This window comes from Myxococcus llanfairpwllgwyngyllgogerychwyrndrobwllllantysiliogogogochensis, from assembly GCF_006636215.1.
Lineage (GTDB): Bacteria > Myxococcota > Myxococcia > Myxococcales > Myxococcaceae > Myxococcus > Myxococcus llanfairpwllgwyngyllgogerychwyrndrobwllllantysiliogogogochensis.
On record NZ_VIFM01000233.1, the window covers coordinates 1 to 17216 of the forward strand.

Consider the following 17216-nt stretch of genomic DNA (forward strand, 5'->3'; position numbering starts at 1 on the left):
AGAGACGGCCTCGGGGGTAAAAATGGAACGCAGCGGGGGCGCCAGCCGCCGGACTCTACCGGCCGCGAGCGCCCCCGAGCAATCGTGTAAAACCCGCCAAAGGGCGGGAATCATTGGCCTTCTTGCTACTCGGCCGAGGAAGCGTCGGAGGGAACGTCCCCGTCCTCGCCCCCCGCACCGCCTTCGGACGACTCGGCGGAAGCCGGGGGCGCCACGGGCGTCTCCGGCAGGGCCTTCGCACGCTCCACACCCGCGCTGTCGTTGAGCTGGGTGTAGAGGGCCACGGCCTTGTCACGCTGCTGCAGCTCTTCGGCGAGCTGGGCGGCGCGAGGCAGGTTGCCGAGCTTCTCGTGCAGCGGCAGCGCCTTGTCCTTGCGCCCCGCGGCCTCCCACGCCTCGGCGGAAGCCGCGACGTCGCCGAGCAGCTCCAGCCACCGGGCACGGCCCGCCGGCTTCTGCTCCTGCTCTGCCCGGGCCAGCTCGCGCTGAGCCAGCTCCTTCGCCTCTTCGTCCAGCTTCAGCCGCTGCATGAAGTGGAACGCCTTGGGGGGAGGCAGGGTGCCCAGCACCTCCACCGCCTCGCGACGCTGGCCCGCCGCCACGAGCAACGTGGCCGCGCCCAGACGATCTCCACGCTCCACCAGGCTCTTCACCTCGAGCCCACGGATGCGGTTGGCGCTGGCCATGTCCCGCGAGCGCTCGTACGCCTTGCGCGCCAGGGTCAGCTTCCCCGCACGCTCGTACGCGAGCGCCGCCTGGTCGAACTGGCGCGCGCGCTCATACAGGCGCGCCACGTTCTCGAAGTCGCCCTTGCCAACGTAGTGCTCCATCAGGAGCTCGTAGGCACCGGCCTTCTCCAGCGTGGGAGCGAGCTGATCCGGGGGCAGCGTGCCCACCAGTCGGCGCGCGGCATCGTTGTCGCTGCCCGCGAGCGCGGTGCGCAGCGCGCTCTTGAGGTCTCCGCCCGCCTCGAACAGCCGGGTGGCGTCCGCGAAGCCATTGTTCCGCTCGTGCAGACGGGCCGCGTCACGCGTGCGGCCCATGCCCTCGAGCTGCTTGGCCTGCTCCTTCCAGTCGCCCGTCAGCTCCGGCATGGGACGGCGCTCGCCGCGCTCCGGACGCTCGCCAGCCGCGCCACGCTCGGGACGCTCCCGACGCTCGCCCGCCGCGCCGCGCTCGGGACGCTCCCGGCGCTCGCCAGCAGCGCCACGCTCGGGACGCTCACCGCGCTCCCGACGCTCGCCTCGCTCCGGGCGCTCCCGACGCTCACCGCGCTCCGGACGTGCCTCCGTCCGAGCCGCGGGCGCCGCAGGCTCCTCGACCTCGGGGCCGGGCTGACGACCGCTGGCGGCGAAGGCCACCTCGGCGCGCTCCCGGTCTCCCGCCGCGCGCCAGACCTGTCCCACCAGGAACAGCACGTCCGTCCACGCGTCGAACTTCTCCTTGGCGGGGTCCACCGCGGGCCCCGCCGGAGCAGCAGCCTCGGCCGGAGCCGCGCCCGTCTCACCCTCGGCGACCGCACCCTCCGTGCCTTCCGCCGGAGCGGCGGCCTCGGCCGGAGCCTCGGTGGCCTCCACCGGGGCACTCGCCTCCGCGGGGGCCGAAGCATCCGGAGCCGCGGGCTTGGGCTGACGCTGCACGCGCAGCATCGTGGTGATGAGTCGGCCTCGCGTGTTGAGGTCCAGGTCCTCCAGGGACTTCAGCCGCATGGGCCGCAGCGAGCGCACAATCGCCTGCAGCGGGCCCTTCTCGGCCACGAAGTCCGTCTTGGACAGGGCCTTCTCCAGGACGCTCAGCTCGGAGATGACACGCTGACCCGGGCCCACGGGGCCTTCGTCACGACCCCGACCACGTCCGTCGCGGCCTCTGCCCTCGCCCCTTCCACCAGGGCCTCCCGGACCGCCCCGGCCACCAAAACCACCGCCAGGACCGTCACGGCGCGGGCCCTGACCCGGCGCACCCCCGTCACGACCACGCCCACCCTGGCGCGGCCCACCGCTTCCATTCTCCTGAGGCACGTCTTTCTCCCGCTGGAACTAGAACGCGTAGCGAATGTTCGGCGCCACCGCGAACCCGAACGAGCCTCCGGAAACGAGGTAGTTCCCCGTGACCTCGAGCCCCACGGAAAAGTGGCGCAACCGTGTGTAGTACTCCACTCCGGGCCCGGCAAACACAAGAATGTCGGAATCCGGAAGGAGACGCTTCGGCGAGAACATCGCATAACCCGCGCCTGCGCGGACATAGAACCACGTGCGCTTCACTTCCTGGCTGTCGGCCAGGCCCACCAGGCGCGCGCGCAACACGGCGCCCGGGACGAAGGTGGAGAAGTCACCGGACACCGCGCCGCCGGACTCGCCGATGTACTCGGCGCTCGTGCGGATGCTGGAGCCCATGATGAACAGGCCCACGGACACCCGCTCGCCCAGGTCCACGCCGAACTCCACCTGGGCCATGGGGCCCGAGGAGAACGGACGGGGCGTCCCCTCCGCCGCGGGCGGATTGGTCAGGAAGAGCGGACCGCCGAGCAGCGCGAAGTAGAAGCCGCGCTCGATTTCATCGAACGTGACGGCGGGCTTGTCTCCCGTCGCCGTGGGGGGTGGTTGCTGAGCGCTCGCGGCCACGGGGAGGACGAACACGGCACACAGGGCAATGGAGGCGAGGGCTTTCATGCGGTCCTGAGGTTGACGTGGCTCCCACGGGGGACGGGAGCCGGGGTGACTGCGCGGGCGGCCCCGGGGAAGGGCCGCCCGTGAAGCAGAGGAAGGCCGGCGCTAATCGCCGGACTGCTTGAAGATGAACGGATAGGTGACGACCACCACGCCCCCGCCCTTGGGCTCGGGGAACTTCCAGGTGCGCACGCGACCGGCCACGCACGTCTCCAGCTCCGCGTTGCCCGCGGTGGACTGGGCCACCGAGGACGACGCCACGGAGCCGGTGGCGGTAATCACGAACTTCACGGCCACCTTGCCGCCGAGCTTCGGGAACCGGTTGAGGAGGCTTTCGTAGCAGTAGCGAATCTGCCCGCGGTTCATGTGGATGACCTTGCGGATGAGCTCCTTGTCCAACGAGCCCATGACCTCCGGGTCGGACGAGGTGATGCCCACGTCCACGCTGGACTTGCCACCCAGCACACCCACGCCCGTGCCGTAGCTGCCGGTGCCGCCGCCACGACCCTTGGTGCCGATACCGCCGATGCCGACGGTGTCACCGGTGCCGCCGCCGCCGCCGCCGGAGCCGCGCAGACCCAGGCCGCCGAAGCCACCCGAGTTGCCCGCCTTGGCGCCGAACATGTTGCCCATGGCGCTCTTCAGGTCGCCGCCCAGGCCCTTGCTGCCGAACACAGTGGAGATGCCGCCCTTGCCGCCGCCGAAAATCTTGGCGGTCAGCGCGCGCGCCTCGTCCTTCTTGTTCGGGTCGCCCTTGGGCGCGGTGCGGTTGTTGGTCTTGGGCGCGTCCTTCTTGCCCATCTGACCTTCGTCACCGCGGCTCTTGGCCGCCATCTCGCCGCTCTTCTTCGCTTCCTTCTGCTGATTGAGGCGCTCGAGGAACTTGTTCTTCTGCGCCTCGGGCGGCTTGATGAGGAACTTGGCGATGCGCGCCTGGTTGCCGGACAACTCGTCCGCGTACTCGTCACCCTCGCCCGTGCGGTTCATCGCGGTGATGACGAATGCGGTGGCCGCGAAGAACATCACCAGGAAGATGTTGAGCGCGGTGTAGTCCAGCGACTCGCCCAGCGGCGCCACGACGCGCTTGGGGACGGACTGGAAGCTCGCCTCCATCGTCACGCCGCCCAGGTCCACCCAGAAGAAGTCCTCCGCGTCGAGCGTGAGCGTGTACGCGTCACCCTCGTGCGAGGCCTTGCCGGACTCAATGACCGCCTTGAGCTCCTGCGTCTCGCCCTTGCGGACCAGTTCGCCCTTCATCTTCCCCGTGAAGCGCACGACGAACGACTGACCGTCCGTGCGCAGCACGTCGAAGCGGGGAGCGCCGAACTTGGCGTCACCCATGACGAAGTCGACGCCCGCGGCGCTGCCCACCGTCACGAAGCGCTTGATACCCGGGGCGACGAAGAACTCGCCCACCCGCTGGTCACCCCAGCAGAAGCGCAGCGACACACCCTGAGGACCGCTCGACTTGGAGCGGCGCACCGTGCGCACGCGGGGCGCGGCGTCGTCGACCGGGGCCTGCGTCGCGCGGGGAGCCGGCGCGGGCTCCTCGGCGGCGAGGATGGGGCTCTTCTGCGTGGGGGCGACAGAGGCGTCCAGCGCACCCGCGCTCGCGGCGGCGACGGGGGTGGGAAGGGACGACTCGGCGGCCTCGGCGGCGGCGGCCTGCGCCAGCCCCGTGGCGGCGGTGGTGGAGCCCAGCACGGGGTTCTTCTCCGTGGTGGTATCCGTGCTCGCCGCGGCCACGGCCAGGTTGGCGGCCGCGATGGCGGAGGGGTTCTCCAGCCGGATGGTGGTGGCGCCCACCCGAATCTCGTCGCCGAACGACAGCAGGCCCTTGTTGACCCGCTTGTTGTTGACGTACGTCCCCTCGACGCTGCCCATGTCGATGATGGACATGGAGCCGTCGCCGGCGACCTCGATGACGGAGTGGATGCGGCTGACCTTCTCGTCCTCCAGGCACAGGTGCGCCGAGGACAGCCGGCCAATCTTGATGATGTCGCGCTCGTAGTCCTTGGTGGCGACCAGGGTGTCGCCCTTGAAGACCTTGAGTGTCAGGGGAACGGCCATGAGGGCTCCTGCGGAAGGTGGATGCTCGCTATGGACAACGCTCGCGCCGGAAGGTTCCCGCCGACGCACCGACGCTTGTTACAGCTCGCCCACGGACTGCATCACCTTGTCCTCGAAGTCCTCGCGGATGCGGATGAGGTTCGAGTGCTTCACCGTTTCGCGCGCCTCGATGTACTCGCCGTCCGGCTTGGTGAGGTCGCCTTCGATGGTGTCGTCCTCGAAGTCGATGTTCGTCGTCTTGGAGTAGCGCACATTGCCCTCCGCGCCCCCACCTGCCGGCTTGGCCGCATCATCCTGGGCGAAGGCCGGAGCCACCGCGAGCACCGCGCACAACATCAGAGCCTTCCGCATCACTGCCTCCCACAAGGGCCCCGCCGGGCCCGTTCGACGCCGCATGTCCAGACAACGGACAGCGAAGGTTCGCATCATCCCCCCGGGGCTCGCCACAGCGAAGGCACCCGGGGACATCCCAACTTTCACAGCAGGTCGTCTTCAGGCTCGCCCGGCTCGGAAGGATCCGTCGTGCCTGCATTCTTCTTCTCCTGGGCCCCCGCTGCGGGGGACTGAGGAGGGGCCGCCGGCGTCTGGGGCGAAGAGCCCCCCGCCGGAGTGGCCTGGGCGGAAGTGCCCGTGCCCGTGGCCGGAGCCGCCGCGGCGCCATTGGGCGCGGGGGCCTGGGGCGCCTGCTTCTTCTCCGCGGCCTGCATCTGGGCCTGCTGCTTCTTCTGGAGGTCCTCCATCTTCTTCGCCTGCTCTTCGGCCGCGACGGCCTCGCGCTTGGCGCTGACGATGGCCTCCGCCTCACGCAGCAACCCGAAGACAGGGGCCTCGCCGGACAGGGCCACCTCTCCGCCCGCCGTGGCGATGTACCGCTTGTAGAGCTCCACGGCGCGCTCGGGGGCGTCCTTCACCTTGTGGAGGAGGATGGCGCGGTTGAGGTGGACGGCCGCCAGCTCCGGGTCCAGCTTCTCCGCCTCGTCATACTCCTGCATCGCCTTGTCGTACTGACCCTGGCCCTTGTAGGAGAGGCCCAGGTTCAGGTGCGCGGTGGCGTTCTTCCCGTCCGCCTGGAGGATGCGGCGCAGGTGCTCCTCGGCGCCGGGATAGTCCTCCGCGTCCAGCGAGAGCTGCGCCAGAGCGACGTGCGACGGGACGTAGTCCTCGCGCGCCTCCAGCGCCTTCTTGAAGGACAGCCGAGCGTCATCGGCATCACCCTCCCGAAGTTGGATGAGGCCCACCGAGTGGTGCAGCTCCGGGTCCGCTCCGTCCAGCTTCACGCCGCGCAGCGCCACCAGCTTCGCCATCGAAAGCTGCTTGCGGTCCAGGTAGCTGCGGATCATCACCTTCAGCGCGGTGGTGGACGTCGGATCTCTCATCAGCGCGCCACGGGCCAGCTCCATCGCCTTGTCGTGGTCGTTCTGCTGCCGGTAGATCTCCGCCAGGCGCGCGCGGGACTGCGCGTCGTCCGGATAACGCTGGAGAACCTCCTGATAGAGGGCCACCGCGCCGGCCACGTTGCCGCCGTTCTGCTCCATGACGGCCAGGTTCTCGGACGCCTGGCGCAGCGAGGGCTTCTTGGTGAGCGCCGCCTTGTAGCGGGCCTTCGCCTCCGGGATGTTGCCCTGACGCTCGGCGATGACGCCCAGGTTGTACTCGGCCTCGGCGAGGTTCGCGTCGGACTCCAGCGCCGACTTGAACTTGCGCTCCAGCGCCGGGTAGTCGAACGCCTTGGCCTTCTTCTGCGTGTCGAAGGACTTCACCGCGTCCTCGAAGCGCGCCTTGGCCGTGTTGGAGATGGGCGGAGGCGGAGCGTCCTTCGGCTGCGCCGTGGGGTTCTTCGCCACGGGCGCGGGAGAAGTGGCCTTGGACGCGGTGCAGCCGGCGGCGATGAGCGACGCGGCCGCCAGGAGGGGGAACAGGCGCATGGTACGGGTCGTCCGGTTCATTAGAGGAAGTCCTCCGGCTCCTCGTCGGCCCCAGCCGCCTTGGCGGGCTTGGTGCCGTCCGGGGTGGAGGCGGTGGCCTTCGTGTCCACCTGGGTCTCAGTCTGCGAGCGCAGCTGCGCGGTGAGGTCCGTGAGGTCCTCCTGCAGCGCCTCCTTCTGGTTCTTCTGCTCCGCCACGGCCTTGGGCGCCGGCGGCGGAACGTCCTGGATGCCGGCCAGCACGTCACCACCGATGATCTGCTGGCGGCTCTTCAGCGCGACCTTCTCCTCCGGCATCTCCGGATAGCGGTCCGGCTGGTAGGTGGTGCGCAGCAGCTTCAAGCTCTCCGCGGCGCAGGCGTTGAACACGTCCAGCTCGCGGCTCTTCGCCACCGTGGCGGCGAACGCCTCCGTGGCCTTGTCCTTGAGCGGCTGGGCCTGATTGGTGAACTCGTCGCGCAGCGCCTGCTGGGCCTCTTCGTCCAGGCCGCGCGGCATGGGCGCGTTGATGACGCTGTGGGCGAAGTGGTCATACGCCAGACCAATGCGGTTGAGCGCGCAGAGCGACGGCTCCGGAGCACCCAGGGACACTGTCTGCACGTACTTCTTCTCCACCACCTGCAGCGCGCGGCTCTTGTCCTGGATGCTGGCGCGGAAGCGGTCCGGCGACGGCGGCGCGCCCCAGTACAGCTTCAGGCGCTTGTACTCCGCCCAGTCCAGCTCCACGCCCAGGAACTGCGCCTGCGCGGCGGTGGCCAGCGCGGGCTTCTCCAGCGTGGTCTGCACGCGGCGGGGGAGCTGGTCGAAGTGCTCGCCCACGCGCTTGTACATGCGCGTCACGTCGCGCGACTTGTTCATCTTCTTGTACAGGTCGATGATCCGTCCCTCGGCGGTGAGGAACTTGCTGGCTGAGCGCATGTTGTCGCGCTCGTACTCTTCCAGCATCTTGATGGCCCGCATCGCCGCGCCGCTCTTGCCGGTCAGCTCGATGATGGACAGGCGGATGTCATCCGCGTCCTTGGCCTTCGGCCACAGCTCCAGGTAGCGCTCGCGGTTGCGCAGCGCCGCCTTCGTCTGGCCTAGGCCCTCGCGGTAGGTGGACGCGTTGAACAGCGCCACCTGCGCCTTGGCCTCGTCCCACTTCTGCGGCACCGCCGGCTTGTCGTCGCCGCCGCCCTTCCTGTTGGACTTGCTGGACTTGCTCGGGCGCGCCTTGCCGCCACCCTTCTCCGACACGCTGCGCTCGTAGCCCTTCACGTACAGCTCGTAGGTCGTCGCGGCCTGCTCGAAGTCGCCAATGGCCTCCAGCGCTTCCGCGTTGGCGTAGATGGAGTCCGGCACGTACTTGGAGCGCGGATACTGGGCGAAGAGCCGGGCCCGCACTTCAATCGTCTTATCCAGCATCTTCGCTTTGTAGTAGTCGACGGACGCGTTGTAGAGCGCCAGGTCGGCGATCTCCGTCTGCGGGAAGTCGTGCACGAAGTTGAGGTACGCCTCGGCCGCCTTGGAGAACTCCTTCTTCTCCTCCAACTGGCTGACCAGCTTGAACGACGACTGCTCAATCAGCTTGGCCAGGTCGTCGCGGAACTTGCCCGTGGCCAGCTTGTCGTTGGCGTAGAAGCGCCGCGCCCACTCGTTCACCTTCGCGAAGTCCTGGAGCAGGTTGTACGAGTCGAGGATGAGGTTGGCGCTGATCTCCGCCGCGCGGTCGCCGTTCTCGAACTTGTACTCGGGGTAGCCGAGCGCGATTTCGCTGAAGCGCAGCACCGCCTCGTCGAAGTGGTTGTGGCGGTAGTAGATGTTCGCCGCCTTGAAGGCGATCTCCACCCGCTTGTCACCCTTGGGCACGTACTTGAGGTAGCGCTCGCACGCATCCAACAGCGCCTTCTTCAGCGTGGGGATGGCGGCCTTCTTCGACAGGTCCGTGCCCACCGATTCGCTCTTCGCCTCGCCACGCGCCTCGGCGGCCTTGACGACCTCGTCGTAGGCCAGCACCGCGTTGTAGGACGCGTTCGGCAGCCACTTGCCCGGCTTGCCCGGCTTCAGCTTGCCCTTGTCGTCCTTGGCCTCCAGCACCTTGGCGTCCTGGAGCACGACGAGCGTGTAGTTGGCGGCGGCCTTCTCGTAGTTCTGCAGGTTGTCGTTGAGCAACTCCGCCCAGAAGAAGCGCAGGTCGTACGCCTTGGGGTTCTCCGGGAAGAGCGTGAGGTAGTCGCTGTAGACGGCGTCCGCGTAGCGGAACGTCTCCTCGTTGCGCGTCTTGCGGCCCTCGTTGTGCCAGGTGACGGCGAGGTTGGAGAGCGTGCGCTCGGACAGCTCCTTCGCCTCCGCGAGCAGCTTCTTGTCCTTGTCGTCCTTGATGACGCCGGAGCTTTCGACCTCCTTCATGATCTTCACGAGCCGGCGCACCTGGGCCACGGTGCGCTCCTTGTTGCCCATGCGAAGGATGCAGTCGACGATCTTCCCCTGGAAGCCGGGCGCCTCGGGCGACAGCGGCTTCTCCTTGATGAGGGAGTTGAAGGTGATGGCCGCTTCGCGGTCCTTGCCGTCGCCGTAGTACATGTTGGCGAGCTGCTTGAGCATCGTGAAGCGGTCCTCCGGATTGGAGGCCACCTTGCCGAAGTCCGCGCGCGCCTGCGCCACGTCGCCCTCGTGCGCGTACGCTCGCACGTAGTCGGTCCGGGCCTCACGCACCAGCGAGCCTCGGCCGCTCTTGCCGCCGTCCTTCTCCACCGCGTTGGCGCCGGCCAGTTCGCCGTACAGCACCACCGTCTTGAACTTGTCCTTCGCCGCCGTGTAGTCACCCAGGTTGTAGTGGCACCAGCCCTGCTTGTAGAGGGCGAACGCGTACACCTGGCTCTCCGGGAACTCGGCGGCCTTCTTGTAGGCCACCAGCGCCTTCTCCAACTCCGGGCGCTTTCCCTTGGAGTTGTTGAAGTAGTACTCGCCGAAGGCGAGGTACGCGTCCGGGATGTACTTGGACTTCGGGTGCTTCTCCACCAGGCGCTTGAAGGCGACCAGCGCCTTGCGGTCCTGGCCCTCCTCCATCAGGTACTGACCGAGGAAGAAGAGCACCTCGTCCGTGCGCTCGAACTTGGGGAACTCCTGGACAATCCGGGTGTACTGCTCGACGGCGAGCTTGCCGTACTCCTTCTGCTTCGCGACGAACTCCGCCTTCTCCGCCTTGGCCTGCTGCTGGCCCGCGGCGTCGTTGCGGTTCATCGCCTTGATGAGGTCGTCGTCCTTGCGGTTGGCCTCGAAGAAATAGAACTTCGACTCCTCCCAGTAGAACTCTCCCAGGCGGAACAGGAGGCTGGGGACCTCCTTCGGATCCGGCGACAGGGAGATGATCTTCTTCAGCGAGACGATCTGCTCGCGTCGCTTGGAGGCCACCTGCAGCTCCACGCCCAGTCGGAACTGGTCGTACTGGAGCGCGGGGGCGACTTCTTCCTTCTTCTTCTCGCGGGTGATGTCGCCAGCCAGGGACTTGTCCACCGCGGTGGCGGACTTCTGGCCCAGGTCGGCGTCACGCGGCGCTTTCTTCTCCTGAGCGGCGGAGGCCGAGGCCAGGAGGACGAGGCAGACGAGGAGCGAACGGCGCATGGTCTTCCTAAGCGGGGGGGACCGGCGTCCCCGGTTGCCTACCGAACAGGCAAGTGGCCGGGAATCTTCGGGAATTTCCATTCGGGGAGAACCACTATGCGCGGTTTCCAAGTGCAGGGTCAACCCTGACTGGCTGGCCCCTCCAGAAGTGGAAAGCAGGCCGGCAAACTTCCAGAACTGCTGTGAAAAGGATGACAACACGGTTGCCTTGTCGGACCCACCGGGTATGGGGGAGCGGACGGCCGGCTGCCCGGTCGCCCTGCCTGGAGTGGGTGTCGGATCATGAGTCTGTTGCCGGAAAGCGCCAGCTTCGAGGAGCTGGTGCAGGACTACTTCCTCGCGGTGCGTGGCGCGGGGCTGATGCTCTCGGCATTGGACTCGGAGCTTCTGACATCCTGGGCGAGAGAGGGCGTTCCGTTCGAGGTGGTGGCGCGGGGCATCTCCCGCTCGGCGGAGAAGGCACTGTGGGATGCGCGCCCCGGTGAGCCCGTGCTGCGAAACCTGCGTGCGTGTCGGCGGCAGGTCGACGCGGAGATCAAGAAGTACCGTTCGCTGACGGCAGGCGCGGGTGAGACGCCGGCGCCGGAGGCCCCCTCGCGGCGTCGGAAGGCGCTGTCGTGGGAGGAGACCCGACATGCGCGGCTCGTCGACGCGCTGGAGGACCTCGCGGGGCGGGAACAGGCCCTGGCGCCCCGGGTGGCGTGGCTGCGCGGCACGGTGCTGGCGAGCATTCCGGGCGAGCCCGCCGCGCTCGATGCGCAGGAAGCCCTGAGTTTCCTGGCGCTCCTGAGAGCCCTCCCCTTCCTTCAGCGACGCGAGGTGTGGCGTGACGCACTTTCGGTGGGTTCTGAACAGCAGGTGATGTCGGTGCGCGCGCGAAGGCTCTCCCGACGCTTCCGGGTGGTGGCCGCGGTGCGACGGCGACTGGGTGTGAAGGAAGTCTGAGGGGGCGACACAATTACTGCTCGCCCGTTCAGTTTGCGAGGAGGCGGGGAAGGGCTCTGCTATGGCGATGCGCGAGACGGGTGTGGGAGCGAAGGCGACTGGGGAGGGGTGCCGCGTCTGTGCCGGCCGGACGTATGTCATCGAACGGCACGGTGACCAGGCGCAGGCGCGCGTGTGCGCGTGCTCGGAGAACTGCTCCATCTGCGGCGGGCGCGGCCATGTACTGGTGGAGCGAGAGGGCGTCTTCAGCCAGAAGGTGGGGCCCAAGCGCTACGAGGTGATGGAGCCCTGCACCTGCACGCGGCGGATGCGGCGCGTGACCATCTTCAACGACGTGCGACTGCCCGGCGTGGTGGCGCACGCGTCCTTCGACAACTACCGCGCCTTCAACGAGGCCCAGGACCGGGGCCGCGGGGTGGCGATGCACTTCGGCCACCAGTACGTGAAGGGCGCCACGTCCAAGGGCTTCATCCTGAGCGGCCCGGTGGGCACCGGGAAGACGCACCTGCTCGCGGCCACGCTGGGCCACCTCGTCATCGAGATGGGAGTGCGCGCGCGCTACGTCGAGATTTCGCTCCTCTACGCCACCATCCGGCGGGGCTTCCAGGATGGCAAGAGCGGCGGAGAAATCATCGGGCCGCTGTCGGAGGTGGAGGTGCTGGCCATCGACGAACTGGGCAAGGGACGCGGCAGCCCGTTCGAGATGGAGACGCTGGATGAGCTCATCGCCCGCCGCTACAACGCGGGCCGCACCACGCTGTTCGCGACGAACTACTCGCTGGAGCCGGAGAAGAAGCAGCGCCCCCTGGGCCCCACCGGCTACCGGACGACGGAAGACGCCAAGGCGGTGGTGAAGGAAGCGGAGCTGCTGCGCGAGCGCGTGGGAGAGCGCATCTACAGCCGTCTCTGCGAGATGTGCACCTTCGTGGAGCTGCCCAAGGACACCCCTGACCGCCGACGCACCCGGCAGGAAATGGACACGCTCCACCAGCCCCCCACCGGCGGCATGCGCAGCGCCGGGCGGTGACTCGGGCGCCATGACCGACGCCATCCTGGTCCTCGTCACCGCGCCCTCCGCCGACAAGGCCGCGGAGCTGGCGCGGACCGTCGTGGAAGAACAGCTCGCCGCCTGCGGCAACATCCTCCCCGGCCTGCGCTCCATCTATCGCTGGGAGGGCAAGGTGCAGGATGACGCGGAGGCGCTCATCCTCTTCAAGACGAGAGCCGCGCTCTTCGACACCCTGCGCGCCCGCATCATCGCGCTGCACCCCTACCAGGTGCCCGAGGTGCTCCGCGTCGACATCGCCGACGGCCACGCGCCCTATCTCGCGTGGATTCTCGACAACACCCGCGCCTCTCCCTGAGCGGCACCACCGCGCGCGTCGAGGCACTCACGTGGCGGGTGGAACAGGAGCCTCGGGGGGCTTCGGCTCCACCTCCGCGGGCGCTCCCGGTTCCGCCTTGAAGACGAAGTGTCCGTCCTGGAAGTCGACCCGGATGCGCTGGCCCTCGCTCAGCTCACCGCGCAGCATCATCCGGCTGAGCTCCGTCTCCAGCTCGCGCTGGATGACGCGGCGAAGGGGGCGTGCGCCATAGCGGGGCTCGAACCCCCTCTCGGCCAGCGAGTCGCGCGCCGCGTCCGTCAACTCCAGGCCCACGTTCTGCCCGTGCAGCTTGCGGCGCGTGGCCTCCAGCATCGTGTCGACGATGCGTCGGAGCTGCTCCGGGTTGAGCGGATGGAAGACGATGATTTCGTCGATGCGGTTGATGAACTCCGGCCGGAAGTGCCCGCGCAGCGCGTTCATCACCGCCTCGCTGGCCCGCTCCCTGACCGTGCGCTCCTCGTCCCCCGAGCTCTGGAAGCCGAGCGCCGCCCTCGCGGCCCCCATCGCCTCCGAGCCCAGGTTGGACGTCATGATGATGACCACGTTCTTGAAGTCCACGGTGCGGCCGCGTGAGTCCGTGAGCCGCCCGTCGTCGAGAATCTGCAGCAACAGGTTGAACACGTCCGGGTGCGCCTTCTCCACCTCGTCGAAGAGCAGCACCGAGTACGGCCTGCGACGCACGGCTTCCGTGAGTCGCCCCGCATCCTCGTAGCCCACATATCCCGGGGGCGCGCCGATGAGCCGGCTCGCCGTGTGGCGCTCCTGGAACTCGGACATGTCCAGGCGAATCATCGCGGCCTCGTCGTTGAACAGATACTCGGCCAGCGCACGCGCCGTCTCCGTCTTGCCCACGCCCGTGGGCCCCAGGAACAGGAACGAGCCGATGGGACGATTCGGGTCCTTCAAGCCCGCGCGCGCCCGGCGCACCGCTTCGGAGATGGCGCGCAGCGCGTCCTCCTGCCCCACCACGCGCTGCTTCAGCGCCTCCTCCATCTCCAACAGTCGCTGTCCCTCTTCCTGTTGCAGCTTCCGCGCGGGGATGCCCGTCCACTCGCTCACCACCGTGGCGATGTCCTCCGGCGTCACGGCGGGTTCGGTGACACCTCGCTTGAGCTGCCACTGCGTGCGCAGGCCTTCCAGCTCCGTGCGCAGCGTGTCGAGTTCGCCCTTGAGTCGGCTCGCCTCCTCGTAGCGCTCCCCCGCCACCGCCGCGCTCTTGTCCTTCTCCTTCTGCGCGAGCATCGCCTCCACCTCACCCAGCCGGTCCGGCGCGGTGCGTGCGCCCAGTCGCACCATGGCCGAGGCCTCGTCGAGCAGGTCGATGGCCTTGTCTGGCAGGAACCGGTCATTGACGTACTTGTCCGACAGCTCGACGGACGCGGTGAGCGACGTGTCGAGAATCTTCACGCGGTGATGCGCCTCGTACGCATCGCGCAGTCCTCGCAGGATTTCGATGGCCTGCTCCGGCGTGGGCTCGGCCACCATGACGGGCTGGAAGCGGCGCTCCAGGGCGGCGTCCTTCTCGATGTTCTTCCGATACTCATCCAGCGTCGTGGCCCCCAGGCACTGCAGCTCTCCGCGAGCCAGCGCCGGCTTGAGCAGGTTGGACGCATCCACCGCGCCCTCGGCACCGCCGGCGCCCACCACCGTGTGCACCTCGTCGATGAAGAGGATGATCTGCCCCTTGAGGGCGCGAATCTCATCCATCAGTCCCTTGAAGCGCTCCTCGAACTCGCCCCGGAACTTCGTGCCGCCCAGGACACTCCCCAGGTCCAGCGACAGCACGCGCTTGTCCTTGAGCACCTCGGGGACCTCTCCCGCGACGATGCGCTGGGCCAGCCCCTCCGCGATGGCCGTCTTGCCCACGCCCGGTTCACCGATGAGCACCGGATTGTTCTTCGTCTTGCGACTCAGGATGCGAATGACGCGACTGATTTCCTTTTCGCGTCCGATGACCGGGTCCAACTCTCCCGCGCGCGCCAGCACCGACAAGTCCCTGGTGAAGCGTGTCAGGTTTGGCGGAAGCCCTCCGCTTCCCTGCCGCCCACCGACTCCCGCCAAGGGCGCCGCGGGGCCGCCCACCGAGGCGACCAGGCGCTTGCGGAGCTCATTGACGTCGACGCCCGAGAGGAACTGCGCCGCGTAGCTCTCCGCCTCCATGAGGATGCCGAGCAGCAGGTGCTCCGGTCCAATGAAGCTGTGCCCCATCTGGAGCGCCTGGAGGCGGGCAATCTGGAGCACACGCTTGACGCCCGAGGACAGCGTCACACCCTGGGCCTTGCGCGGCTCGCGGCGGGGCATCACCGCGTCCAGGCGCGCCTCGAACTCGTCCACGGGCGCGCCTGCGTGCTTCAGCGACTCGCGCAGCTCCGGAACGGAGTGGAGCAAGGACAGCAACAGGTGCTCGATGCGCATCCGCTCGTAGCCCGAGTCGAGCGTCATCCGCGCCGAGCGCTCCAGCACCTGCTGCGCCATCTCCGACAGCTGCGTCAGCAGATTCTCCCGGCCCCGAGGGCGAGGGCCCATCATCTGCTCGACGAGGCTCTCCAGGCTGCCGAACCCCTTGGCGTCCCCCAACCCCACGCCCATCGCGCTCGCGCAGTGGTTGCAGAAGTTGAGGATGGCTTCCTGCCCGTTCATCCGCTTCTTGAGCATGACCGCGGCTGGACGGGTCCGGCAGTTCTGACACAGCATGGTCGACGACCTCCGCGCTCCACTCCCGGGCAAGCTAGGAATGGCGCGGGCCGAGGACCACGGAAGGCCGCCTCACGAAGGGCGGGCATCCTGACGAGGCCTCATCCTCTCTCTCGTGGAGAGGCGCTCTCACGACTCCACCGCCCCACCCCCAGGATGGAGGAAGGCGTTGGCTCGCGACGTTGCGCCGCATGCGCTTCGGACGAAGCCTGTGACGAGAGTCCTCAGGAGTCCGAGTGATGTCCCAAGACCGACTTCCCCACGGAGGGTAAATGCGCCTCTTCCCCGGCCCCCTCTTCCCGAGGGAACATGTCTGGCAGCCGGCTAAATCTCGCCAAGGCCCCTGACGCCCATGCCCCTTGCCTCTCCGTTCCATTCGCGCCGAGTGCTCCCCACGCTCCTGGCGGCGTCGCTCCTGGGCGCGTGTGCCACCGCGCCTCGCGCCGTGAAGGACGAGGGCACCGAGCGCATCGAGAACATCATCGGCCGACCGGACCGCGAGGAGCCCATTCCCGAGGGCATCTCCTTCGTTCCGGACACGAGTCCACTGCCGGAGGACGCTCTCGCCGCGCTCGACGAGCCAGCGGTGACCGCCGAGGAGCCACCACCGCCACGAAACACGGTGGAGACCTATCTCGAGCAGCCCTCGTCGCCGTACTCCACGATGCAACTGCTCGGACTGTGCACACTGCCCCGGCACGGTGCCTTCCACGCGCCCCATCCGCCCGCGTGCACACTGGCGCCGGGCAGCATCCGGTTCCACATCGGCCCCAGGCCCGGGGGCAGTATCCCGGGACTGCTTCCCTGAGCAGGACTCGCACGCCCCTCTTCGAAGAACCGGAGAGCAGCGGGCCGCGACTCACGAGCCAGCGCACCTCGCGCCAGAGGTCGCCCGCACGGAGGTATACGAAGCCCCGCGCCTCCTCCACGGGCTCACCTCGACACGACGAACCGCTCACGCGCGAGCACCCCGTGCATCGAAGGAGCCCTGAGGCTCCCCCGACACGACGGAGCGCTCAAGCCTGGGCGATGGACTTGGGCGGCAGCTTGAGCACCTGGCCCACCTTGATGTGGTCCGGGTCCTTGAGCTGGTCCTTGTTGGCCTCGAAAATCTTCGGGTACAGCTTCACGTCGCCGTAGATGTCCTTGGCCAGCTTGCCCAGCGTGTCGCCGGACTTCACCGTGTAGACGCCGTACGGCTCCGCGTGCGTCACGGTGAGGTTCACCATGACTTCCTGCTGCCACTGCGTGTGCTTCGCCTTGATCTGGTCCCAGATGCGGTCGCGGTCCCACGCGTAGTCCACCGAGCCCTTGAGGATGAGCTTTCCATTCTCCTCGCGGGACTCGACCTTCGCGCCAATCGTCTTCGCCACGTCGAGCACGTCCTTGTAGTCGTTCTGCAGGGCCATGGGCGTTCCTCCAGTCGTCGGGTCAGGTCGCACGATGTCCACGTGACTGCCGCCGTGCGAGGGAGCGCACTGTAGGCACGCGGGCCTCGGCTCCCGTCTTGCCCTCCAGGCCCTCACCACTGCGTGGCAGCTGACACTCTCGCGAGGACGCCGGCTCCGTCGCTCCACGACAGTCCCCACGAGCACCCGCGCTTCGGCAGGAGAGCAGCCGGCGGTCCCTTTCCATTTCGCATCGGGTTCGTGGTAGCGAATGAGCACCGAGCCACGGCGCTCCTTCACCAGTGCATCACGCGCGGGAAGGATGACAGGCCGCCTGCTTCACGAGGGGCCGTACGGCACAGGCCAGCAGAATACCGCTCGCCCTCCCGAACGTTCCTTGGCTCGCTCAACCCCCAGAGGAGTCGACCCCCATGTCCACGCTGCGCAGCCTGTGCCTCATCGGAGCTTTCTCCGTGGGAGCCCTCGCCTGTAACGGAAACAAGGAGCCCCCCTCCCCCTCGGGCACCATCTGTCTCTTATA

12 protein-coding genes are annotated in these 17216 nt (G+C 68.2%); 4 read left to right on the forward strand and 8 right to left on the reverse strand.

From position 1 onward, the window contains the following. Positions 1–125: 125 nt before the first annotated feature. From FJV41_RS37920 to FJV41_RS37945, 6 genes are all read right to left on the reverse strand, one after another. Entirely contained in the window at positions 126–1826 is a 1701-nt protein-coding gene (locus FJV41_RS37920) for a DEAD/DEAH box helicase (RefSeq protein WP_181791207.1), read from the reverse strand. 210 nt (positions 1827–2036) lie between these two features. Further along, positions 2037–2669: an adventurous gliding motility protein CglE gene (gene cglE / locus FJV41_RS37925; protein ID WP_141647493.1), complete on the reverse strand. Its 633-nt coding sequence runs from the start codon at positions 2667–2669 to the stop codon at positions 2037–2039. Positions 2670–2771: 102 nt separating this feature from the next. Then, positions 2772–4736 (reverse strand): adventurous gliding motility protein GltG, encoded by a 1965-nt coding sequence (gene gltG, locus FJV41_RS37930; RefSeq protein WP_141647494.1) that lies wholly within the window; start codon positions 4734–4736, stop codon positions 2772–2774. A gap of 78 nt (positions 4737–4814) precedes the next feature. Then, on the reverse strand, positions 4815–5087 hold the full coding sequence (gene cglF / locus FJV41_RS37935; protein WP_141647495.1) for an adventurous gliding motility protein CglF: 273 nt from the start codon (positions 5085–5087) through the stop codon (positions 4815–4817). A 125-nt stretch (positions 5088–5212) separates the two neighbouring features. Continuing rightward, positions 5213–6682 carry an adventurous gliding motility TPR repeat lipoprotein GltE gene (gltE, locus tag FJV41_RS37940; RefSeq protein WP_141647496.1) on the reverse strand — a complete coding sequence of 490 codons (1470 nt, stop codon included), beginning with the start codon at positions 6680–6682 and terminating at the stop codon, positions 5213–5215. Then, on the reverse strand, positions 6682–10263 hold the full coding sequence (locus FJV41_RS37945; RefSeq protein WP_174453614.1) for a tetratricopeptide repeat protein: 3582 nt from the start codon (positions 10261–10263) through the stop codon (positions 6682–6684). Before FJV41_RS37945 ends, gltE begins: the two co-directional genes overlap by 1 nt. 282 nt (positions 10264–10545) lie before the next feature. On the opposite strand from FJV41_RS37945, the gene FJV41_RS37950 reads away from it, so the two are divergent. From FJV41_RS37950 to cutA, 3 genes are all read left to right on the forward strand, one after another. After that, a complete protein-coding gene (locus tag FJV41_RS37950) occupies positions 10546–11208 on the forward strand; it encodes a hypothetical protein (RefSeq protein WP_141647498.1) in 663 nt (220 codons plus the stop codon). 61 nt (positions 11209–11269) lie between these two features. Beyond that, positions 11270–12235 (forward strand): ATP-binding protein, encoded by a 966-nt coding sequence (locus FJV41_RS37955; protein ID WP_174453613.1) that lies wholly within the window; start codon positions 11270–11272, stop codon positions 12233–12235. A gap of 10 nt (positions 12236–12245) precedes the next feature. Further along, on the forward strand, positions 12246–12572 hold the full coding sequence (gene cutA / locus FJV41_RS37960) for a divalent-cation tolerance protein CutA (protein ID WP_141647500.1): 327 nt from the start codon (positions 12246–12248) through the stop codon (positions 12570–12572). Between the two features lie 27 nt (positions 12573–12599). On the opposite strand, the gene FJV41_RS37965 is transcribed toward cutA, so the two are convergent. Next, positions 12600–15287, reverse strand: coding sequence for an ATP-dependent Clp protease ATP-binding subunit (locus FJV41_RS37965; RefSeq protein ID WP_141647501.1), 2688 nt, complete (start codon positions 15285–15287; stop codon positions 12600–12602). 352 nt (positions 15288–15639) lie between these two features. Here FJV41_RS37965 and FJV41_RS37970 point away from each other — a divergent pair, with 352 nt between their 5' ends. Next, positions 15640–16095 (forward strand): hypothetical protein, encoded by a 456-nt coding sequence (locus FJV41_RS37970; protein WP_181791209.1) that lies wholly within the window; start codon positions 15640–15642, stop codon positions 16093–16095. Between the two features lie 208 nt (positions 16096–16303). Here FJV41_RS37970 and FJV41_RS37975 read toward each other — a convergent pair whose 3' ends face one another. Then, entirely contained in the window at positions 16304–16696 is a 393-nt protein-coding gene (locus FJV41_RS37975; protein WP_141647503.1) for a LysM peptidoglycan-binding domain-containing protein, read from the reverse strand. Positions 16697–17216: the final 520 nt, after the last annotated feature.

Coding starts and splice junctions, on each gene's coding strand:
- gltG (WP_141647494.1), bottom strand. CDS start 4,736: ATGGCCGTTCCCCTGACACTCAAGGTCTTCAAGGGCGACACCCTGGTC.
- cglF (WP_141647495.1), bottom strand. CDS start 5,087: ATGCGGAAGGCTCTGATGTTGTGCGCGGTGCTCGCGGTGGCTCCGGCC.
- cutA (WP_141647500.1), top strand. CDS start 12,246: ATGACCGACGCCATCCTGGTCCTCGTCACCGCGCCCTCCGCCGACAAG.
- FJV41_RS37965 (WP_141647501.1), bottom strand. CDS start 15,287: ATGCTGTGTCAGAACTGCCGGACCCGTCCAGCCGCGGTCATGCTCAAG.
- cglE (WP_141647493.1), bottom strand. CDS start 2,669: ATGAAAGCCCTCGCCTCCATTGCCCTGTGTGCCGTGTTCGTCCTCCCC.
- FJV41_RS37970 (WP_181791209.1), top strand. CDS start 15,640: ATGCCCCTTGCCTCTCCGTTCCATTCGCGCCGAGTGCTCCCCACGCTC.
- FJV41_RS37975 (WP_141647503.1), bottom strand. CDS start 16,696: ATGGCCCTGCAGAACGACTACAAGGACGTGCTCGACGTGGCGAAGACG.
- FJV41_RS37950 (WP_141647498.1), top strand. CDS start 10,546: ATGAGTCTGTTGCCGGAAAGCGCCAGCTTCGAGGAGCTGGTGCAGGAC.
- gltE (WP_141647496.1), bottom strand. CDS start 6,682: ATGAACCGGACGACCCGTACCATGCGCCTGTTCCCCCTCCTGGCGGCC.
- FJV41_RS37955 (WP_174453613.1), top strand. CDS start 11,270: ATGGCGATGCGCGAGACGGGTGTGGGAGCGAAGGCGACTGGGGAGGGG.
- FJV41_RS37945 (WP_174453614.1), bottom strand. CDS start 10,263: ATGCGCCGTTCGCTCCTCGTCTGCCTCGTCCTCCTGGCCTCGGCCTCC.